Source organism: Micromonospora sp. CNZ285, assembly GCF_004637285.1.
The window spans coordinates 3,157,179-3,175,074 of record NZ_SPQD01000001.1 but is presented as its reverse complement, the minus strand read 5'-3'; the positions used below and the strand labels follow the sequence as shown (position 1 = coordinate 3,175,074).

Below are 17,896 nucleotides of genomic sequence, written 5' to 3'. Positions count from 1 at the left end.
CGTGTCCGGCTGGGCCGGACCCTGCCCGCCGTCGACCGAGTCCGAGGAGAGCCCGTGCGCCTGTCTGATCTGCGCGGACGTCATGTCGCCGTCTGGGGTGCCGGCCGCGAGGGCCGGGCCGCGGTGACCGCGATCGCCGCGCACGGGCCGGCCGGCCTGGTCGTCGTCGACGACAGCGCCAACTTCCTCACCCTGCCCTGGGACGGTCCGCTGGCCGCCGCCGCGCCGCTCGTCACCGGCGAGGAGGGCTTCGAACGCCTCGCCGCCGCCGACGTGGTGGTCCGCTCGCCGGGCGTGCCGAACACCCACCCGTGGATGGTGGAGCTGCGCCGCCGGTCCGTGCCCGTCACGCAGGGCAGCGCGCTGTGGATGGCCGACCACGCGGACCGGACCGTCGGGGTGACCGGCAGCAAGGGCAAGAGCACCACGTCCAGCCTGATCAGTCACCTGCTCACCGCGATGGACCGGCCGAACGTGTTCGGCGGCAACATCGGGGTGCCGCTGCTGGACCTGCCCGAGGCGGAGCTGTACGTGCTGGAGCTGTCCAGCTACCAGTGCTCCGACCTGACCGACTCGCCGCGCGTGGCGGTGGTGACCGCGCTGTTCCCGGAGCACCTGGACGCGCACGGCGGTGAGCGGGAGTACTACCGGGACAAGCTGAACCTGATCGCGCACGGCCCGCACGCCGTCGTGGTCAACGGCGCCGACCCGCGGCTGGCGGCGGAGCTGGGCGACCGGGCGGCGGTACGGGCCGGCTCGCCGGACACCACGCACGTCGCCACCGGGCCGGACGGCACCCGGTGGTTCCACCTGCGGGACACGCCGCTGTTCCCGCGTGCCGTGCTGCCGCTGGTCGGGCGGCACAACGAGGGCAACCTCTGCGTCGCGCTCGCCGTGCTGGACGCGCTCGGCGTCGACGTGGTGGCGCGCAAGGACAGCCTCGCCGTGGCGGTCGCCGAGTTCCAGGGCCTGGCGCACCGGCTCACCGAGATCGCCGACCCGTCCGGGCTCACGTTCGTCGACGACACGCTCGCCACCAGCCCGTACGCGGCCATGCACGCGATCGACGCGTACGAGGGACGGCCGTTGACGGTGATCGTCGGCGGCGCCGACCGAGGGCTGGACTACAGCCCGCTGCGCGCGCACCTGGCCGGCCGGGAGATCACCGTGATCGGCGTACCGGACAGCGGCCCCCGCATCGTGGAGGCGCTGTCCGGACTGCCGTCGGTGCGTACCGAACTGGCCGACGACCTGGTCGCCGCCGTCGGGCTGTCCCGCAAGCTCACCCCGGCCGGCGGGGTGGTGCTGCTGTCCCCGGCCGCGCCGAGCTACGGCAGGTTCCGCAACTTCGAGCACCGCTCCGAGGTGTTCGCGCAGGCGGTCGCGGACACCGCCCGCTGAGTCAGCCGCGCTCCGCCCGCGTGTGCCGCGGCGGCCCCGGCTCGGCCGACAGGAGCGCGTCGAGCGACTCGGTGGGCGCCGAGCCGTCCACCGGCTCGCGCGGCCCGGGCGTCGTGCCGACGGACGTCGTGTCGGCGGGCGTCGCGCCAGCGAGCGTCGTGTCCGCGGACGTCGTCTCGGCAGACGTCGCGTCGGCGGGTGCCGCGGCCGGGCCGGCGTGCGTCGCCCGCCGCTTGACCGGCGTCCAGGCGAACGCGAGCGCGCCGCCGACGAGCGCCAGCAGCATGCCGATCAGGAACCCGCCCAGGTTCGAGGTGAGCCAGGAGACCAGCCCGAGCACGAGGGAGAGCACCGCGTAGAAGACGCGTTGCTGCGGCGTGGTGATCAGCAGCACGCCGCAGATCACCAGGACCAGGGGGACCAGGTACGCGGCCAGCCCCTGCGGCCCGACGTGCAGCAGCACCCCGAGCGGCGCCCGCAGCGTCACGAGCATCTCCGCGCCGCCGAGCGCGATGAGCAGCCCGGCGGTGAACGGCCGCGCCCGGCGCCAGCGCCGCCAGCGTGTCCGGACGCCGGCGGCGGGCGCCGAGTGCTGTCCCGCGCTCACCTCAGCACCCTTCGGAGCTGAAGCCCATGCGCAGGTTGGGCAGCGTGAAGACGGCGGCGGTGGTGGCGTAGTTGTTCTGCCGCAGGTTGGTGATGGTCACGGTGTCGGCCTGCTGGGCGAACACGCCCGGGTTGCCCTTGACCCCGGGGACCTTGTCGACGGTGCTGGCGTCCTGCCCGACGTCGATGTTCTTGAAGGAGGCGTTGCCGGCGATCTCGTCGCCGTCGACCACGAGCGTGCGGGCGGAGACGGGCTTGCCGGAATTGCCGGCGGTGATCCGCAGGTTGGTCCCGCCCAGATTGATGCTCTGGCAGAGATTGGTCAGCTCGGCCTTGTCGATCGCCGAGACGATCACGAGCACCTGGCCGCCGGTGTCGCCCTGGTTGGGGCTGTCCGGGATCATCTGGTCGAGCGTGGCGAACTGCTCGAACCCGGTGCCCTCCAGTTTGTCGGCGGTGACCGTGAACGGCATGCCCGAGATGGCGAACTGCGCGCCGAGCACACCCTGCGCGGTCAGCACCACCATGCCGGCCGCGCCGGCCGCCACGGCGCCGAACGTGACGGCGAACCGGCGCCAGCGTACGCCGCTCCGCGGTTGATCGGTCTCGACCTGATCGATCTGCTCCGACATGCCGGCCCCTTTCGAGATCAATTCATCTGCGACGATGTGAATGGGCTTCGCAAGATGTTCGCGCCGAGGGGCGCAGGCCGAAGTTACCGCTGAGTAAAGGGGCGGTCAACTGCCTGTAGCAGATCGTTGGGCGGCATTTGCCAAAAGCGGCCAAAGTGAAAAACCGCTGCGGTTTCCGACCGCTCAGGGCTGGCCGGGTGCGCAGGGCGCGGTGGTGGCGGGGCCGTCGTCCGTCCCCGCCGCCCGCGCCACGCGGCCCGCCTCACGCGGGCCGAGGAACGGCGCGGTCGCCGCGAACGTGAGCGCCGGCAGCAGCAGCGGCAGCTCGTCGGCCCGGCCCTGCGCCACCCGCTCACGGATGGTGGCGTGGATGCCGCCGACCACTATGGACAGCAGCGCGTCCCGGTCCACGCCGGCCGGATCCGGCCCGGCGCCGGCGAAGAACCGGCGGAAGCTGCTCAGCAGCGCGTCGCGCTCCCGGCGGGCGTCCGGGCCGGCCGCGTCCACCTCGACCAGCGCCATCCGGGCGAAGGCGGGCACGCTCGCCAGCACGTCGAGCAGCGTGCGCAGCGCCGCCCGGGCGGCGTGTGGCCAGTCCGGGCCGGCGTCGCGGTAGGCGTCCTCCATCAGGTGCGACACCACCGCGATGCCGTGCCGGTACGCGGCCAGGAACGCGTCCTGCTTGCCGCTGAACAGCGCGTAGAACGCGGGCCGGGTGACCCCTGCGGCGTGGCAGATGTCGCTGACCCGGGCGTTGTCGTACCCCCGGCTGGCGACCTCCCGGACCAGGCCGTCGAAGAGCCGGTCGCGCTGGGTCGCCGCCACCTCCTCGGCCGGCACGCGGCGCGGGCCGCGCTTGATGGCGCGGTCCGGGTCGCGGCCGTGGCGGGCGCCCGGCAGGGGTACGGGCGCCGGCGACGGCGGGCTCGGGACTGTCACTCATCGACCTTTCTTGATGCGTTGACTTTACGACCCTCCGGGGTTTATAACTTTCGACACGCTCAGTTCACGTCTCGTCACCGCTGGTGATCTCTCCTGATCGGTCACCCGAACGCGTCGAAGGAGGGCCGGATGGCTGCCATTATCGCCGCGCGGACCCGTCCCCCCAAGGCCGGAGAGACCCAGGTGACGCGGCGACGCCGCACTGCGCCACGCCGCCCGGCCCGCTGAGGCCGCAACGGCGCACCACCACCCGCGACGGCCCGATCCCGGCCGCCGCACCCACCGGCTCCGTCCACCCCGGACGCCGCCGGCACCGTTTCCTGTCCCACCGCCGGAAGGAACAACCATGCCCAGGTACGGACGCATCGGCGCGGGCCTCGCCGCCCTGGCGCTGCTGACCGGTCTGGTCGGCGCCGCCCCCGCCACCGCCGCACCCACCACCTCGCTCGCCAGCGCCGTGCTGACCTACCCGACCGCCGCCGGCACCGCCGTGTCGGTGGGCGACGTCATCCAGGCCAGCCTGCGCAGCGGCACCAACGCCACGTTCTACTCCTCGACCAGCGGCACCACCGGCATCAAGTGCGCCGCGTCCAGCTTCAGCGCCAAGGTACTGACCAACCCGACCGCACCCGGAACCGCGACCGAGAGCCTCACCGCGCAGTCGTTCACCAGCTGCACCACGAACGTCTTCGGCACCACCGGCGTGCAGAGCGTCACCGTCAACAACCTGCCCTACACCACGTCGGTGACCAGTGCCGGCGTGGTCACCATCTCCGGCACGGCCGCGGCACCGATCCAGAGCACCGTCGTGCTCAACTCGCTGCTCGGCGCGATCACCTGCGTCTACCGCACCAGCACGAACACGCTGACCGGTACGGCGTCGAACGCCACCAACTCGATCAGCTTCACCAACCAGGTCCTGACCAAGTTCTCCGGCCCGTCGCTGTGCTTCGGCACCGCGTACTTCACCGCCTCGTACTCGCCGGTGAAGGACACCAGCAAGACCGGCAGCCCGGCGGTCTACGTCAACTGACACCCGGCTCTCGGGCCGGTGCGCGGCGGTTCGCCGGGCACCGGCCCGGACGCCGGTTCAGCCTGCCGTCAGCGTCGCGTGCAGCGCGCGCATCGACCGCAGCGCCGACCGGATCTCCTGGAGGTAGCGGCCCGGCGTCAGGGTCGGCTCCGGTACGGCGACAGCGGCGCGCGCGGCCGGGTCCACGCCGACCGTCTCGATGCCGCACCGGTACGGCACGGCGAGCGTCCGCAGCGCGTCGCAGTGCTGGAACGGTACGTAGATCGGGGCGGTCACCATCAGCACCGGGTCGTCCGCGCGCAGCCGCACGTGCTCGGCCCAGAACCGCTGCGTGTCGGCGGTGTGCGCGCGACGGTGATCCGGTTCGCTGGACGGGGCGGCGAGCACCCGTACCGGGGGCAGCCCGGCCGGCCGGTAGGTGCGCGAGGACCACGCCCGGTGCGGATGACCGGCCGGTTCGCCGCGCTCGTCGTCCGGCGCGTCCACCCCGAACGCCAGCCGTACCCCGGCGTCGAGGACGTCCACCTCGGTGACGCAGCCGGACAGGCCGGCCGCGTCGAGCGTGCGGGACTCGGCCGCCGACAGCGGCCGGAAGCTGCCGAGCACGGCCACCTCGCCGGTCACCTCGGCCGCCGTCCGGGCCAGCATCGCCGCGTACGCGGTGCGCCGCAGGCAGGCGTGCGCCAGCCCGCCGAGCACCAGCAGGTGCGCGTACCCGGATCGGGCCGGCGCGGCGGCGCGGACCAGGCCCAGCGTGGCGGCGGCGCTCAGCACCAGTCCGGCGGTGGCCGGGTCGAACGCCGGTTCCCGGGCGTCCGGGCGTTCCCGTCCCTGCCGGAAGTCCCAGCGGCGGGCGGAGAACGCGTCCAGCCCGGCCAGCACGGCTGCCAGGTCGCCGTCGGGCCAGTCGCCGCCGAAGTGCGCCACGAGCTGCCGCACCGGCGCCGACTCCACCCAGGACCGGACCCCGGCGAGGAGTTGTGCCCGCGTCGTCCCCGCCGCGCCGCCCGGCAACGTCACCTGATCCGTCCGCACCCGGCGGATGCTACCGCCGGGCGTCGGCCGGACCCGGCGGCGCGCGGGACACGGCGGCCCTTGTCCCTGCCCCGGCCGTGGTGGGAACGTGCGGGGATCCACCTCCGCTGAAGGGTGCGCCGATGACCTCCGACGACCTGCTGGCCCGGCACCGGGCCGTGCTCCCGTCCTGGATGCCGCTCTACTACGCCGAACCGCTCGAACTCGTCGCCGGCTCCGGGCGCCGGGTCACCGACGCGACCGGCCGGACCTATCTGGACTTCTTCGGCGGGGTGCTGACCACGATGGTCGGCCACGACATCCCGGAGATCCGGGAGGCGGTCGAACGGCAGATGCGGACCGGGCTCGTGCACACCTCGACGCTCTACCTGATCCGGCAGCAGGTCGACCTGGCCGAGAAGATCGCCCGGCTCTCCGGCATCCCAGACGCCCGCGTCTTCTTCACCAACTCCGGCACCGAGGCGAACGAGGCGGCGCTGCTCGTCGCCACCAACCACCGGCGCTCGCACCAGATCCTCGCGGTGCGCAACAGCTACCACGGCCGGTCGTACGCGACGATGGGCGTCACCGGCAACCGCGGCTGGTCGGCAAGCTCGCTCAACCCGTTGCAGGTGGCCTGGCTGCACTCCGGGGAACGGCTGCGCGGGCTGCTGGCCCGGCTCGACGCCGCCGACCGGGTCGACGCGGCGGTCGAGGACCTGCGCGAGGTGCTCGCCACCCAGACCGCCGGCGACGTGGCCTGCCTGATCGCCGAGCCGGTCCAGGGCGTCGGCGGCTTCGTGCACGGCCCGGACGGGCTCTTCGCCGCCTGGAAGAAGGTGCTCGACGAGCACGGCATCCTGCTGATCAGCGACGAGGTGCAGACCGGGTGGGGCCGTACCGGCGAGCACTTCTGGGGCTACCAGGCGCACGGCGTGACGCCGGACCTGCTCACCTTCGCCAAGGGCATCGGCAACGGGTTCGCGCTCGCCGGGGTGGTCGGCCGGGCCGAGGTGCTGGAGTCGGTGCCGGCGATCAGCTTCTCCACGTTCGGCGGCAACCCGGTCTCCACCGCCGCCGGCAACGCGGTGCTCGACTACCTGCTCGACCACGACCTCCAGGGCAACGCCGCCCGGGTCGGCGCGATCCTCGGCGACGGCCTGCGCGCGGCGGTCGCCGGACTGGACCAGGTCGCCGAGGTACGCGGCAAGGGCCTGATGCTCGCCGTCGAGTTCGTCCACCCGGGCACCGTGGAGCCGGACGCGGCGCTGACCACCCGCGTCTTCGAGGCGTGCCGGGCCGGCGGCCTGCTGGTGGGCAAGGGCGGCCTGCACGGCAACGTGATCCGGATGGGCCCGCCGCTGACGCTCACCGAGGACGAGGCCCGGGAGGGCCTGGCGATCATGGCCGACGCGATCCGCGCCTCGATCGAGGCGTGACCGTCAACCCGGCCGGCGCCGTCCCGCCCGTCCGGACCTGAGCAGCCGCAGCAGACCCGCCCCGGCCAGGTACGCCACCAGCGCCGGGGCGGGCAGGCCCAGCGGTTCCGACGCCGCCTTGGGCGCGAGGCTGTTCAGCAGCAGGCCGACCAGCACGCCCGCGTACCCGGCGACGGCCAGACCGGCGCGCAGCCGCCGGCCGCCCGCCCCGGCCGGCCCGGTCGCGGGCGGGCGGCGGGTGCGGGCCTCGACCGGACCGAAGACGGCGACCAGCACGGCCAGCACCGCGGCCAGCGCGAGCAGCCACGGTACGCGCCACGCCCACCAGGCCGCCGAACCGACCGGGGGAGTGGGCAGCACGCCTAGCGCGTCCAGCAGGCCGACGAGCAGCACCGCGGCGGTCAGGTGCCAGAGGAAGAGCGTGAGCACCACGGCGTTTACCGCGAGCACCGCCTGCCAGGGGCCGGACCGGCGCAGCCAGCGCCCGGCCGGGCGTCTCAGCAGCAGGATCAGGCCGAGCTGGGCGACGGCCGCGGCCATCAGTGCCACGCTCGGCGGCGCCGCGTTGTCCAGCCGCTCGCCCGGCACGTGGAGCATCGCCACCGGGTACGGCCCGGCCACCGTGAGCAGCACCAGCGCGACCAGACCGCCGCCGAGCAGGAGCGCGCCGGCCCGGCGGGACAGCGGCAGCCGACGGCGGAACAGGCCCCGGGGCCCGGCGCCGGTCGCGTCGGCGGGGTGGGTGTCCGCCCGGGCGGCGTCGTACCAGGCGAACCCGACCTGGTGGACGGCCAGCCAGCCGAACAGGTAGTTGCCGTCGGCGAGCGCGGCCGGGCCGAGGAGCCGGCCGAGGTCGCCGAGCGCGACGAGCACCACGAGCGCCGTCGGCACGGCGAGCCCGAACCGGCGGTGCAGCGCGTACATCGGCGGGGTCAGCGCCACCACCGCGACGTAGGCGACCAGGAACCACAGCGGGATGGTGGCGAACCAGGCAACGGTGCGCACCTGCGCCGGGTCGGCGCCGCGCAGCGTGGCGATCCCCGCTCCCGCGGCCAGGACCAGCAGCAACACGGTGGTGGGGCGGATCAGCCGGGCGCTGCGGTCGACCAGCCATCCGGCCGCCGACCCGCCCCGGCGCCGGCGGGCGGCCAGCGAGGCGGCGTTGGCGTAGCCGCCGACCAGGAAGAACACCGGCATCACCTGGGCCACCCAGGTCAGCGGCCAGGCCCAGCGCAGCTCCCCCAGCGCGGAGTGGCCGGCGGGGCGGCCGTGGTCGTACCCGATGACCGTGACACCCCAGTGGCCGAGCACGACCATGGTGATGGCCAGCGCCCGGAGCAGGTCGATGTAGCGCTCCCGCCCCGGCGGCGTGCGTTGCGCGAGCTGCCGCAGGCGGCGCATGGGCTCAGGCTAGGCCAGCCGGGCCCGACCGGTACGGATAACGGATCGGTCGAGAGGTCTTGTGGTCCCCGTCGCACTGTCGTAGAAATTCTTCATTGGAAATGCGTCTTGTGAAGACAAGCGACAGGGTGCTCACCGCGCGTACCCGGACCGAGGAGATGCGATGAACAGGCGTGAGATCCTACGGCGCAGCGCCGCCGCCGGTCTGCTGGCCACCCCCGCCGCCGGGCTGCTCGCCGGCTGCGCCACGTCGGGTGGGGGCGACGAGGGCGACAAGGGCGCGTACAAGGGCACCAAGAGCGAGCAGAACCCGCTCGGCGTGGCCGAGGACGCCCCGCTGGAGGTGGTGATCTTCAACGGCGGGTTCGGGGAGGACTACGCCAAGGCTCACGAGGCCATGTACAAGGAGCGCTACCCGAAGGCGGAGATCAAGCACTCGGCCACCGCGGAGATCAGCAAGACGCTCCAGCCCCGCTTCGTCGACGGCAGCCCGCCCGACGTGGTCAACAACTCCGGCGCCGGCCAGATCGACTTCAACGGCCTGGTCTCCCAGAACGCGCTCGCCGACCTGGGCGAGCTGCTCGCCGCGCCGAGCCTCGACACGCCCGGTAAGACGGTCAAGGACACCCTGCTGCCCGGCACCGTCGAGGTCGGCTCCTACGACGGCCGGTTCCTGGTGCTCAACTACACCTACACGGTGTACGGCATCTGGCACTCCACCAAGCTGTTCGCCGACCGCGGCTGGGAGGACGCCAAGACCTGGGACGACCACATCGCGCTCTGCCGCCGGATCAAGGCCGCGGGCATCGCCCCCTGGACGTACGCCGGTGTGCACCCCCGCTACATGAGCTGGCCGCTGATCTCCACCGCGATCAAGCTCGGCGGCCCGTCCGTGGCGCTGGCGATCGACAACCTGGAGCCGAACGCCTGGAAGTCGGACGCCATGAAGACCGCCGCCGACGCCTGGCACCAGATCGTCAAGGACAAGTTCATCCTCGACGGCTCCCCGGGCCTGGACCACAAGCAGTCGCAGACCGCCTGGTGCCAGGGCAAGGCCGCGTTCATCTCCTGCGGATCCTGGCTGGAGAGCGAGCAGAAGGACGTCACGCCGGCCGGCTTCAACATGACGGTCGCGCCGACGCCGAGCCTGGGCAGCGGCGACAAGCTGCCGTACGAGGCGATCCGCGGCACCGCCGGCGAGCCGTTCATGGTGCCCGCGAAGGCCAAGAACGTCGCCGGTGGCCTGGAGTACTTCCGCACCATGCTGTCCCGCAAGGGAGCGCAGGACTTCACCAAGAAGGTCGCCAGCCTGCCCGTCGTCGCCGGTGCCACCGAGGGCATCGACCTGCCGTACGGGCTCAGCACCGTGGTCAAGGCGCTCGACGCGTCCGGGGCCAACGGCTTCAACTGGGTCTACAACAACTACTACCGCAAGCTGGAGCGCAACCTGGTCGACGCGGCCTGCGGCGAGTTCTTCAGCGGCCGGATCTCCCCGGCCGAGTTCCTCGACCAGTGCCAGAAGGGTGCCGACTCGATCGCTCAGGACAGCTCGGTCAAGAAGTACAAGCGGTCCGCGTGATGCGACAGGGCCGCCTCCCCCTGATCCTCACGTTCCTCCTGCCACCACTGGCGTTGTACGGCATCTTCGTGCTGTCGCCGTACCTCCAGGCTTTTCAGATCTCCACCACCGACTGGATGGGCTACTCCGCGCAGGCCGACCCGGTCGGCATGGCGAACTTCCGCACGCTGCTGCACGACGGGTACGTGTGGAATGCGTTGAAGAACAACGCGATCCTGCTCGCCGTGGTGCCGGTGGTGACGATCGGGCTGGGCCTGTTCTTCGCGAGCATGCTCACCATGGGCGGCCGCAAGGGCCGGGCCGGTGTGACCGGGGTGCGCGGCACCTCGGTCTACCGGCTCGTCTACTTCTTCCCGCAGGTGCTCTCGGTGGTGATCATCGCGCTGCTCTGGAAGGAGATCTACAGTCCGACGAGTGGCCTGCTCAACGGCGCCCTGCGCGCCGTCGGGCTGGCCACCCCGGCCTGGCTCGGCGACCCGCGCTTCGCGTTCTGGTGCGTGCTGGCGGTGATGGTGTGGAGCAACGTCGGCTTCTACGTGGTGCTGTTCGGCGCCGCCATGCAGGCCATCCCGCGTGACATCTACGAGGCGGTGCTGCTCGACGGCGCGTCCCGCACCACCATGCTGCGGAAGATCACCATTCCGCTGCTCTGGGACACCATCCAGGTGGCCTGGATCTACCTCGCCATCGCCGCGCTGGACGGCTTCATCCTGGTCCAGCTCATGACGAACGGCGGCCCGAACTTCTCCTCCGACGTGATCGGGCTGCGGATGTACGACACGTCGTTCGGCAGCGAGAACAAGTTCGGGTACGCCTCGGCGATCGGCGTGGCGATGTTCTTCCTGACCCTCTCGGTGGCGGTGCTGGCGCTGCGCACCGCCCGGCGTGATCGGATCGAGTACTCGTGACCACAACCGATCCCGGTACGACGACCGCCGGCACCGCCCGCCCGGACGGCGCCGCTCGACCGGCCGACCGGCCGCCGCGCCGCGAGCTGGGCGTCGCGAACGTCTTCTCGCACGGCTTCCTGCTGCTCTGGGCCGCCATGACCGTGCTGCCGCTGGCCTGGATGGTGCTCAGCTCGCTCAAGACCAACGGCGAGATCGTCGCCGAGCCGTGGGGGCTGCCCGAGGCGCTGCGCTTCGACAACTGGACGCGCGCCTGGACCACCGCCCACATCGGCCGCTTCTTCTTCAACAGCCTGGTCGTGGTGGCCGGCTCGCTGAGCCTGACCATGCTGCTCGGCGCCACCGCCGCGTACGTCTTCGCGCGCTACGAGTTCCGCGGCCGGCAGGTCGTCTACTACCTGTTCGTCGGCGGCATGATGTTCCCGGTCTTCCTGGCGCTGGTGCCGCTGTTCTTCGTGGTCCGCAGCGTCGGCATGCTCGGTACCTGGCCGGGCCTGATCCTGGTCTACACCGCGTACTCGCTGCCGTTCACCGTGTTCTTCCTGACCGCGTTCTTCCGGACGCTGCCGACGTCGGTGGCGGAGGCAGCGCTGATCGATGGATGCGGGCACTTCCGGCTGTTCTTCCGGGTGATGCTGCCGATGGCGCGACCGGGATTGATCAGTGTCGGGATCTTCAACTTCCTCAGCCACTGGAACCAGTTCCTGCTGCCCCAGGTGCTGCTGCCCGGTGACGGGCAGGACCGGATGCTCGCCCAGGGGCTGAGTTCGCTCGCGGTGAGCCAGGGCTACGCCGGTGACTACGCCCAGTTGTTCGCCGGCCTGACCATCGCGGTGCTCCCGGTGCTCGTCGTGTACGTGGCGTTCCAGCGCCAGGTCCAGTCCGGACTGACCGCCGGGCAGCTCAAGTAAGGTGGTTGCCACAGGCAACGGGACAGTGGAGAAGATCGAGCTGACCTAGGGTGAGCCGGCACGCTCATCTATCGACAGGAATCTCATGTTCTTCCTCCTCTACACACTGTTGCTGATGCTCGGCGGCATCGCGATGGTCGTCGTCGGCGCGGTCGTCAAGGAACAGGGGACCGGCTCCCGGATCCTCAACGTGGTGATCGGCCTGGCCTTCTTCGGGTACGGCTTCTACCTGCTGTTCCTCTTCGACGGCGACAGCTACCGGATCTTCTTCTACGTCTTCGTGCTGCCGATCCTGCTGATCGTGCGCGCGGTGAAGGCGCGCAAGGAGGCCCGCGAGCAGGCCGCGGCGCAGCAGTTCGCGGGTGGGCAGCAGTTCGCGGGCGCGCCGTCGTTCCCGGGTGGGCAGCAGTACCCGGGTGGGCCGCAGCAGCCGGGCACGTACCCGGCGGCGGGGCACGGTCAGCCCGCCCCCTACGGCGCCGCGCCGCAGGCCCACCCCGGGCAGGCGGCTCCGCAGGGCTGGCACCCGAACCAGCCGGCGCCGCAGAGCTGGCACCCGAACCAGCCGGCGCCGCAGGGCACCCCGCCGCAGGCCCACCCCGGCCAGCCGGCCCCGCAGGGCTGGCAGCAGGCTCAGCCGAACTCCCCAGACCGATACTGATCGGCCTCGCACCGGCGCGCCCCGCCGGAGCCACGCGGCGAGTGGAACGTCATGGGTGTCAAACGGGCGTCATGACACCCATGACGTTCCACCCAGCGGGGGAGCGCCACCAGCGGGCGGCGCGGGTCACGCGGGTGGGGGCACCAGACGGGTGTGCAGTGCCGCCGGGTCGGTCACCTCGGGCAGGTCGCGGGCGGCGAGCCAGGCCGCGGCGGCCGCACCGTCCCCGGCGCTGTGCCGCGGCGCGTCCGGCCACCGGTCGGCCAGTTCCGCGCGTACCGCGCCGGCCAGCGGGGTGTCGCCGGTGAGCAGCCCGCCGCCGAGCACCACCGGATCGGCCGCGCCGGGCGGGCGGATGCGGGACACGCTCTCCGCCAGCAGTGCCGCGGCCTCGGCGATCAGCGCGACCGCCGCGGGCTCCCCGTCCCGTGCCGACGACACCACGAGCGGCGCGAGCCGGGCCAGTTCCACAGGCGGCCGCCGGGTTACCGCCTGCACCACGGCTCCGGCCGTCGCCCGCGGCTGAGCGTCCACAGCGGTCGTGCCGGTCAGTTCCGCCAGTACCCGGCGTCCCAGCTCACCTGGGGTCTCCGCGCGGTCCAGGTCGGTCAGCAGCCGGCGGACCGCCTCGCGGCCGAGCCAGAACCCGGAGCCCGCGTCGCCGAGCAGCCAGCCGTGGCCGTCGGCGGTGCGGTCCAGCCGCAGGTCGCGTACCTGGGCGGCGATCGCACCGGTGCCGGCGACGAGCACCGTGCCGTCCGGTGCGGCGGTGCCGGAGGCGTAGGCGACCAGCGCGTCGCCGTGCACGGCGTACGGGCACCGTAGCCCCGCCTCGGCCCACGCCCGGTCGAACGCGTCCCGGCCGTGCGGGTCGGCCAGGAGGCGGCCGGCCCCCGCGAGGCCGATGACGCCGGCGCGTACCCGATGGGGGTCGATGCCGGCGAGCGCCGCGCGCAGGGCGGCGAGCAGCTCGGCGGCGGCCCGGTCGGCGCCGTGGCTGGTGGGGTTGCCGCCGCCGGCGCGGCCGGCGCCCAGGCGGGTGCCGTCGAGGCTCAGCGCGGTCGCGCGGGTGGAGGTGCCCCCGACGTCGAGGCCGACCACGACGGTGTCCGACATGGTCCCCATGCTGGTCGGCCGCGTCTCCGGGCGCAAGATCGTGCCGGTGCGGCAGGTAACAGTTTGAAAACTTCGCCCACGCCCTTGACACGGAGGGGCCTTCAGTAAGAACTTTTACCACTAACAGTTAACACTCTTTTCCGAAAGGCGCCCGCCGATGGCCGAGCACGAGGTGGAGACTTCCGCGGCGACCGCGGTGGTCGATGCCGGTCCGGCCGACCGGCTGGGCGCCGACGGGGTGCTGGCCCGGGTCCGGGCCGGCACGGGGGAGCTGACCGGGGCGCTGCGCCGGGTCGCTGAGCACGTACTCAGCGATCCGGAGGCGGCCGCCCGGGCCACCATCGTCGAGCTGGCCGAGCGCAGCGGCACGTCACCGGCGACCATCACCCGGTTCTGCCGGGCGATGGGCTTCGAGGGCTACGCCGACCTGCGGCTTGGCATCGCCGCCGAGACCGGTCGGGCCCGCTCGGCCGGTTGGACCGTCGACATCGGACGGGAGATCCAGCCCGGAGACCCGCTGTCCCGGGTGCTCGACCAGATCATGGCCGCCGACACGCGGGCCATGCACGACACCGCCGCGCTGCTCGACCTGGCCGAGGTGGAACGCGCGGCGGTCGCCATCGCCGGGGCCAGCCGGGTGAACATCTTCGGGGCCAGCGGCAGCGCGCTCGTCGGCGAGGAGATGCAGTTCAGCCTGCACCGCATCGGCGTCGCCGCGTGGGCCTGGAGCGACGTGCACGAGGGCCTCGCCAGCGCCGCGCTGCTGGGCGCCGGGGACGTCGCGCTCGGCATCTCGCACACCGGGCAGACCCGGGAGACGATCGAGCTGCTCGCCGAGGCCGGCAGCCGCGGTGCCACCACCGTCGCGCTCACCGGCTTCCCCCGCTCGCCGCTGGCCGAGCTGGCCGACATCGTGCTGGTCACCGCCAGCCAGGCCACCACGTTCCGGCCGGACGCGCTCTCCGCCCGGCACCCGCAGCTCGTCGTGCTCGACCTGCTCTACATCGCGGTGGCGCAGCGCACCCACGACCGCGCCCACGCGGCCTTCCGGCGTACCGCCCAGGCCGTCGACGGGCACAAGGCCGCGAAGGGGGCCCTCTCATGATCAGTGCCCAGAGGTACGCCGACGCGGTCCGCCCGGTGCTCGACCGGCTGGTGGACAGCCAGGCCGTGGCGGTCGACCGGGCAGCCGACCTGATCGCGTCCGGTCTGCGCGCCGGCGGCGTCCTCCAGGCGTTCGGCGCCGGCCACTCGGAGGCGTTCGCCGCCGAACTGGTCGCCCGGGCCGGCGGCCTGGTCCCCGCCAACCGGCTCTCCCTGCACGACCTCGTGCTCCACGGCGACGCGCCCCGCGACGTGCTCGCCGACCCGAAGCTGGAACGCGACCCGGCCGTGGCGCACCAGCTGTACGCCCTGGCGGCGCCGCAGCCGGGGGACGTGTTCGTGGTCGCCTCGCAGTCCGGCATCAACGGCTCGGTGGTCGAGCTGGCGACGCTCGTCAAGCGCGGCGGCCACCCGTTGATCGCTGTCACCTCGGTCGAGCACACCGCCCGGGTAGCTCCTCGGCACCCCTCCGGGCACCGGCTCGCCGACCTCGCCGACGTCGTGCTGGACAACGGCGCGCCGTACGGCGACGCACTGCTGCCGCTCGAGGGCGGCGGCGCGGTCTGTGCGGTCTCCTCGGTCACCGCGGCGCTGCTGGCGCAGCTGCTGACCGCCGAGGTCGTACGACGGTTCCACCAGGCCGGAGAGGTACCCCCTGTCTACCTCTCCGCCAACGTCCCCGGTGGGGACGAGCACAACCTCGCCCTCGAGTCGCGGTACGCCGGGCGCCTCCGGCGGACCGCCTGACCCGACCCACAAGGAGAGACAAGATGTCGGTTTCCCCCGAGAAGTTCGGCGACGTCAGCCGTCGGACCCTGCTGCGGCGCGCCGCGGCGGCCGGTCTGCTGGCCGTACCGGCGGCGGGTCTGCTGAGCGCGTGCGCCGGCAGCGAGCCGAGCAAGTCCGACGGCGGCGGCGCGGCCAAGAGCAAGGACAACCCGTTCGGCGTCAAGGACGGCAGCGCGGTCAAGGTGGTCGTCTTCAACGGCGGCCTGGGCGACCAGTGGGCCAAGGAAGACAAGGTCATCTTCAACGCCAAGCACCCGAACATCACGGTCAACATGTCTTCGACCCAGAAGATCAAGACCGAAGAGCAGCCCAAGATGGCGACGCAGCCGAGCGACCTGGTGATGAACTCGGGCGCCGACATGATGGACCGCAGCACGCTGATCAACGAGGGCGCGATCGAGCCGCTGGACGACCTGCTCACCGCGCCGGCCTGGGACAGCGAGGGGACGGTGGCCGACAGCCTGCTGCCGGGCACTGTCGCCGACGGTACGCAGAACGGCAAGTTCTACGTCGTGAACGTGGCGTACACGGTGTGGGGCAACTGGTACAACGCCGCCCTGTTCAAGAAGGAGGGCTGGACGGCGCCGACCACCTGGGACGAGTTCTTCGCGCTCGCGCCGAAGATCAAGGCCAAGGGCATGGCGCCGTACGTGCACGACGCGGTGCACGGCTACTACCCGCGCTGGGCGCTGTTCGCCAGCATCTGGAAGGCCGTCGGCAAGCAGGCAGTCGTCGACATCGACAACCTGAAGGACGGCGCCTGGAAGGCCGACGGCATCGTCGCGGCGCTGGAGCCGTGGGAGAAGCTGGTCAAGGACAAGCTGCTGCTGCCGGGCAAGCTCGACCACACCCAGTCGCAGCAGGCGTTCCTGGACGGCAAGGCGGCCTTCATCCAGGTCGGCACCTGGCTGAAGAACGAGATGGCCGCGACCATCCCGCCGGGCTTCGAGATGACCATCTCCGACTACTGGAGCAAGAGCGGGGACAAGGCCGCCAAGGACGTCTTCGCCTCCTCCGGCGAGGGCTTCGTGGTGCCGAGCAAGGCGCCGAACAAGGAGGCCGCGAAGGAGTTCCTGCGGGCCATCCTCTCCAAGGCCGGTTCGGCGAAGTTCGCCGAGCTGACCAAGTCGCTGGCCTCCACCAAGGGCTCCGGCGACAACGTCCAGGACACCGCGCTGGCGTCGGCGAACTCGCTGATGAAGAACGGCAGCTCGGACCTGATCTCGGTGAAGTTCCCGGATTTCTACGCCGACCTGGACAAGGAGAGCCAGAACCTCTCCGAGGAGCTGATGGCCGGCCGTCTGACCGCGCAGCAGTTCGTCGACAAGATGCAGGCGGCCGCCGACAAGGTCGCCAAGGACTCGTCGATCAAGAAGCAGACCCGCACCGCCTGATCACCGCGAGGAAGTGAGTCCAATGCGGCACGGAGTCGCGCGTTTCGTCACGGGCTTCCTGGCCCTGCCCGTCGCGCTGTACCTGTTCTACGTGGTGTGGCCGTTCGCCCAGGCGGCGGGATACTCGCTGACCGACTGGGGCGGGTACTCCGATTCCCAGCGCTTCGTCGGGCTGGACAACTACGTCCGGCTGTTCTCCGACGAGCTGATCCGGAAGGCGTTCTGGCACAACGTGTTCTTCCTGGTCACCGTGCCGCTGTTCACGATCGCGCTGGCCCTGTTCCTCGCGTTCCTGCTCAACGTGGGCGGACGCGAGGACAGGGCCGGCATCCGCGGAGTCTTCGGCTCCGGGATCTACAAGGTCATCTTCTTCTTCCCGCAGGTGCTGTCGCTGGTGGTCATCGCCGTCATGTGGCAGCAGATCTACCGCACCGACGGGCAGGGCCTGATCAACGGCCTGCTCATCAAGATCGGGCTGGTCGACGCGGACAACCCGATCGCCTTCACCGCCGACCCGGAGCCGTTCCTCGGCGTGCCGGCGGTGCTCTGGTGGCTGCTGTTCATCGCGGTGTGGAGCGGCGCCGGCTTCTACATGGTGCTGTTCTCCGCCGCGATGCAGTCGATCCCGAAGGACATCTACGAGGCCGCGATCCTCGACGGCGCGGGCCGGTTCCACACGTTCTTCCGGGTGACGCTGCCGCTGCTGCGGGACAGCATCTCGGTCGCCTGGGTCTACCTGGGTTTCATCGCGCTGGACATGTACGCGCTGGTCTTCGTCATGACGCCGAGTCAGGGCGGGCCGAACCACGCCAGCGAGATCTTCGCCTCGGTGATCCAGTTCAACGCCTTCCAGAAGGGCCAGTTCGGTTACGCCTGCGCGATCGCCGTCGCGCTGGCCATCTTCACCATCCTGCTGGCCGCGCTCCAGCTGAGGATCACCCGCCGTGAGCGGATCGAGTACTGAGG

At 72.0% G+C, this 17,896-nt stretch carries 17 protein-coding genes; 11 read left to right on the top strand and 6 right to left on the bottom strand.

Translation table 11 applies throughout. The features are described 5' to 3' along the window. The first annotated feature begins 54 nt into the window (after window positions 1–54). Window positions 55–1,401, top strand: a complete 1,347-nt coding sequence (murD, locus tag CLT75_RS14215) for a UDP-N-acetylmuramoyl-L-alanine--D-glutamate ligase (protein WP_135241098.1) — start codon at window positions 55–57, stop codon at window positions 1,399–1,401. A 1-nt stretch (window position 1,402) separates the two neighbouring features. On the opposite strand, the gene CLT75_RS14210 is transcribed toward murD, so the two are convergent. From CLT75_RS14210 to CLT75_RS14200, 3 genes are all read right to left on the bottom strand, one after another. Then, window positions 1,403–2,008: a DUF6114 domain-containing protein gene (locus CLT75_RS14210; RefSeq protein WP_135241097.1), complete on the bottom strand. Its 606-nt coding sequence runs from the start codon at window positions 2,006–2,008 to the stop codon at window positions 1,403–1,405. Between the two features lies 1 nt (window position 2,009). Further along, complete coding sequence (locus CLT75_RS14205) at window positions 2,010–2,639, bottom strand: DUF6230 family protein (RefSeq protein WP_135241096.1); 630 nt, start codon at window positions 2,637–2,639, stop codon at window positions 2,010–2,012. Window positions 2,640–2,822: 183 nt separating this feature from the next. Continuing rightward, the gene (locus tag CLT75_RS14200) at window positions 2,823–3,578 is read right to left on the bottom strand and encodes a TetR/AcrR family transcriptional regulator (RefSeq protein WP_135241095.1); all 756 of its coding nucleotides are present in this window, start codon (window positions 3,576–3,578) and stop codon (window positions 2,823–2,825) included. A gap of 349 nt (window positions 3,579–3,927) precedes the next feature. On the opposite strand from CLT75_RS14200, the gene CLT75_RS14195 reads away from it, so the two are divergent. Beyond that, the gene (locus CLT75_RS14195) at window positions 3,928–4,614 is read left to right on the top strand and encodes a Tat pathway signal sequence domain protein (protein WP_135241094.1); all 687 of its coding nucleotides are present in this window, start codon (window positions 3,928–3,930) and stop codon (window positions 4,612–4,614) included. A 57-nt stretch (window positions 4,615–4,671) separates the two neighbouring features. Here the strand turns inward: CLT75_RS14195 and CLT75_RS14190 are convergent, their stop codons facing one another. Then, window positions 4,672–5,634: a hypothetical protein gene (locus CLT75_RS14190; protein WP_135244011.1), complete on the bottom strand. Its 963-nt coding sequence runs from the start codon at window positions 5,632–5,634 to the stop codon at window positions 4,672–4,674. Window positions 5,635–5,771: 137 nt separating this feature from the next. On the opposite strand from CLT75_RS14190, the gene CLT75_RS14185 reads away from it, so the two are divergent. Beyond that, window positions 5,772–7,067 carry an aspartate aminotransferase family protein gene (locus CLT75_RS14185; RefSeq protein ID WP_135241093.1) on the top strand — a complete coding sequence of 432 codons (1,296 nt, stop codon included), beginning with the start codon at window positions 5,772–5,774 and terminating at the stop codon, window positions 7,065–7,067. A gap of 3 nt (window positions 7,068–7,070) precedes the next feature. Here the strand turns inward: CLT75_RS14185 and CLT75_RS14180 are convergent, their stop codons facing one another. Next, on the bottom strand, window positions 7,071–8,468 hold the full coding sequence (locus CLT75_RS14180) for an acyltransferase family protein (RefSeq protein WP_135241092.1): 1,398 nt from the start codon (window positions 8,466–8,468) through the stop codon (window positions 7,071–7,073). Between the two features lie 163 nt (window positions 8,469–8,631). Here CLT75_RS14180 and ngcE (CLT75_RS14175) point away from each other — a divergent pair, with 163 nt between their 5' ends. The 4 genes from ngcE (CLT75_RS14175) (at window position 8,632) to CLT75_RS14160 (ending at window position 12,527) form a co-directional block, all read left to right on the top strand. Then, the gene (gene ngcE / locus CLT75_RS14175) at window positions 8,632–10,047 is read left to right on the top strand and encodes an N-acetylglucosamine/diacetylchitobiose ABC transporter substrate-binding protein (protein WP_135241091.1); all 1,416 of its coding nucleotides are present in this window, start codon (window positions 8,632–8,634) and stop codon (window positions 10,045–10,047) included. Further along, window positions 10,047–10,955 carry a carbohydrate ABC transporter permease gene (locus CLT75_RS14170; protein ID WP_013287344.1) on the top strand — a complete coding sequence of 303 codons (909 nt, stop codon included), beginning with the start codon at window positions 10,047–10,049 and terminating at the stop codon, window positions 10,953–10,955. Before ngcE (CLT75_RS14175) ends, CLT75_RS14170 begins: the two co-directional genes overlap by 1 nt. Beyond that, window positions 10,952–11,866: a carbohydrate ABC transporter permease gene (locus tag CLT75_RS14165; protein WP_135241090.1), complete on the top strand. Its 915-nt coding sequence runs from the start codon at window positions 10,952–10,954 to the stop codon at window positions 11,864–11,866. The genes CLT75_RS14170 and CLT75_RS14165 overlap by 4 nt, the downstream gene beginning before the upstream one ends. 85 nt (window positions 11,867–11,951) lie before the next feature. Next, window positions 11,952–12,527 (top strand): polyadenylate binding domain-containing protein, encoded by a 576-nt coding sequence (locus tag CLT75_RS14160; protein ID WP_135241089.1) that lies wholly within the window; start codon window positions 11,952–11,954, stop codon window positions 12,525–12,527. A 126-nt stretch (window positions 12,528–12,653) separates the two neighbouring features. Here CLT75_RS14160 and CLT75_RS14155 read toward each other — a convergent pair whose 3' ends face one another. Further along, window positions 12,654–13,643, bottom strand: coding sequence for a BadF/BadG/BcrA/BcrD ATPase family protein (locus CLT75_RS14155; protein WP_135241088.1), 990 nt, complete (start codon window positions 13,641–13,643; stop codon window positions 12,654–12,656). 157 nt (window positions 13,644–13,800) lie between these two features. On the opposite strand from CLT75_RS14155, the gene CLT75_RS14150 reads away from it, so the two are divergent. From CLT75_RS14150 to CLT75_RS14135, 4 genes are read left to right on the top strand one after another with little or no spacing between them, the layout of a single operon-like run. Then, window positions 13,801–14,748: a MurR/RpiR family transcriptional regulator gene (locus tag CLT75_RS14150; protein WP_120569014.1), complete on the top strand. Its 948-nt coding sequence runs from the start codon at window positions 13,801–13,803 to the stop codon at window positions 14,746–14,748. Next, a complete protein-coding gene (locus CLT75_RS14145; RefSeq protein ID WP_120569015.1) occupies window positions 14,745–15,494 on the top strand; it encodes an SIS domain-containing protein in 750 nt (249 codons plus the stop codon). The genes CLT75_RS14150 and CLT75_RS14145 overlap by 4 nt, the downstream gene beginning before the upstream one ends. 23 nt (window positions 15,495–15,517) lie before the next feature. After that, window positions 15,518–16,930, top strand: coding sequence for an N-acetylglucosamine/diacetylchitobiose ABC transporter substrate-binding protein (gene ngcE, locus CLT75_RS14140; RefSeq protein WP_013287338.1), 1,413 nt, complete (start codon window positions 15,518–15,520; stop codon window positions 16,928–16,930). Window positions 16,931–16,952: 22 nt separating this feature from the next. Further along, window positions 16,953–17,894 (top strand): carbohydrate ABC transporter permease, encoded by a 942-nt coding sequence (locus tag CLT75_RS14135; RefSeq protein WP_030500336.1) that lies wholly within the window; start codon window positions 16,953–16,955, stop codon window positions 17,892–17,894. Window positions 17,895–17,896: the final 2 nt, after the last annotated feature.

Bases quoted from the DNA above. Each gene is read 5' to 3' on its own strand.
- CLT75_RS14205 (WP_135241096.1), bottom strand. From the start codon at position 2,639: ATGTCGGAGCAGATCGATCAGGTCGAGACCGATCAACCGCGGAGCGGC.
- CLT75_RS14195 (WP_135241094.1), top strand. From the start codon at position 3,928: ATGCCCAGGTACGGACGCATCGGCGCGGGCCTCGCCGCCCTGGCGCTG.
- CLT75_RS14185 (WP_135241093.1), top strand. From the start codon at position 5,772: ATGACCTCCGACGACCTGCTGGCCCGGCACCGGGCCGTGCTCCCGTCC.
- CLT75_RS14180 (WP_135241092.1), bottom strand. From the start codon at position 8,468: ATGCGCCGCCTGCGGCAGCTCGCGCAACGCACGCCGCCGGGGCGGGAG.
- ngcE (WP_135241091.1), top strand. From the start codon at position 8,632: ATGAACAGGCGTGAGATCCTACGGCGCAGCGCCGCCGCCGGTCTGCTG.
- CLT75_RS14170 (WP_013287344.1), top strand. From the start codon at position 10,047: ATGCGACAGGGCCGCCTCCCCCTGATCCTCACGTTCCTCCTGCCACCA.
- CLT75_RS14160 (WP_135241089.1), top strand. From the start codon at position 11,952: ATGTTCTTCCTCCTCTACACACTGTTGCTGATGCTCGGCGGCATCGCG.
- CLT75_RS14155 (WP_135241088.1), bottom strand. From the start codon at position 13,643: ATGTCGGACACCGTCGTGGTCGGCCTCGACGTCGGGGGCACCTCCACC.
- CLT75_RS14150 (WP_120569014.1), top strand. From the start codon at position 13,801: ATGGCCGAGCACGAGGTGGAGACTTCCGCGGCGACCGCGGTGGTCGAT.
- CLT75_RS14145 (WP_120569015.1), top strand. From the start codon at position 14,745: ATGATCAGTGCCCAGAGGTACGCCGACGCGGTCCGCCCGGTGCTCGAC.
- ngcE (WP_013287338.1), top strand. From the start codon at position 15,518: ATGTCGGTTTCCCCCGAGAAGTTCGGCGACGTCAGCCGTCGGACCCTG.
- CLT75_RS14135 (WP_030500336.1), top strand. From the start codon at position 16,953: ATGCGGCACGGAGTCGCGCGTTTCGTCACGGGCTTCCTGGCCCTGCCC.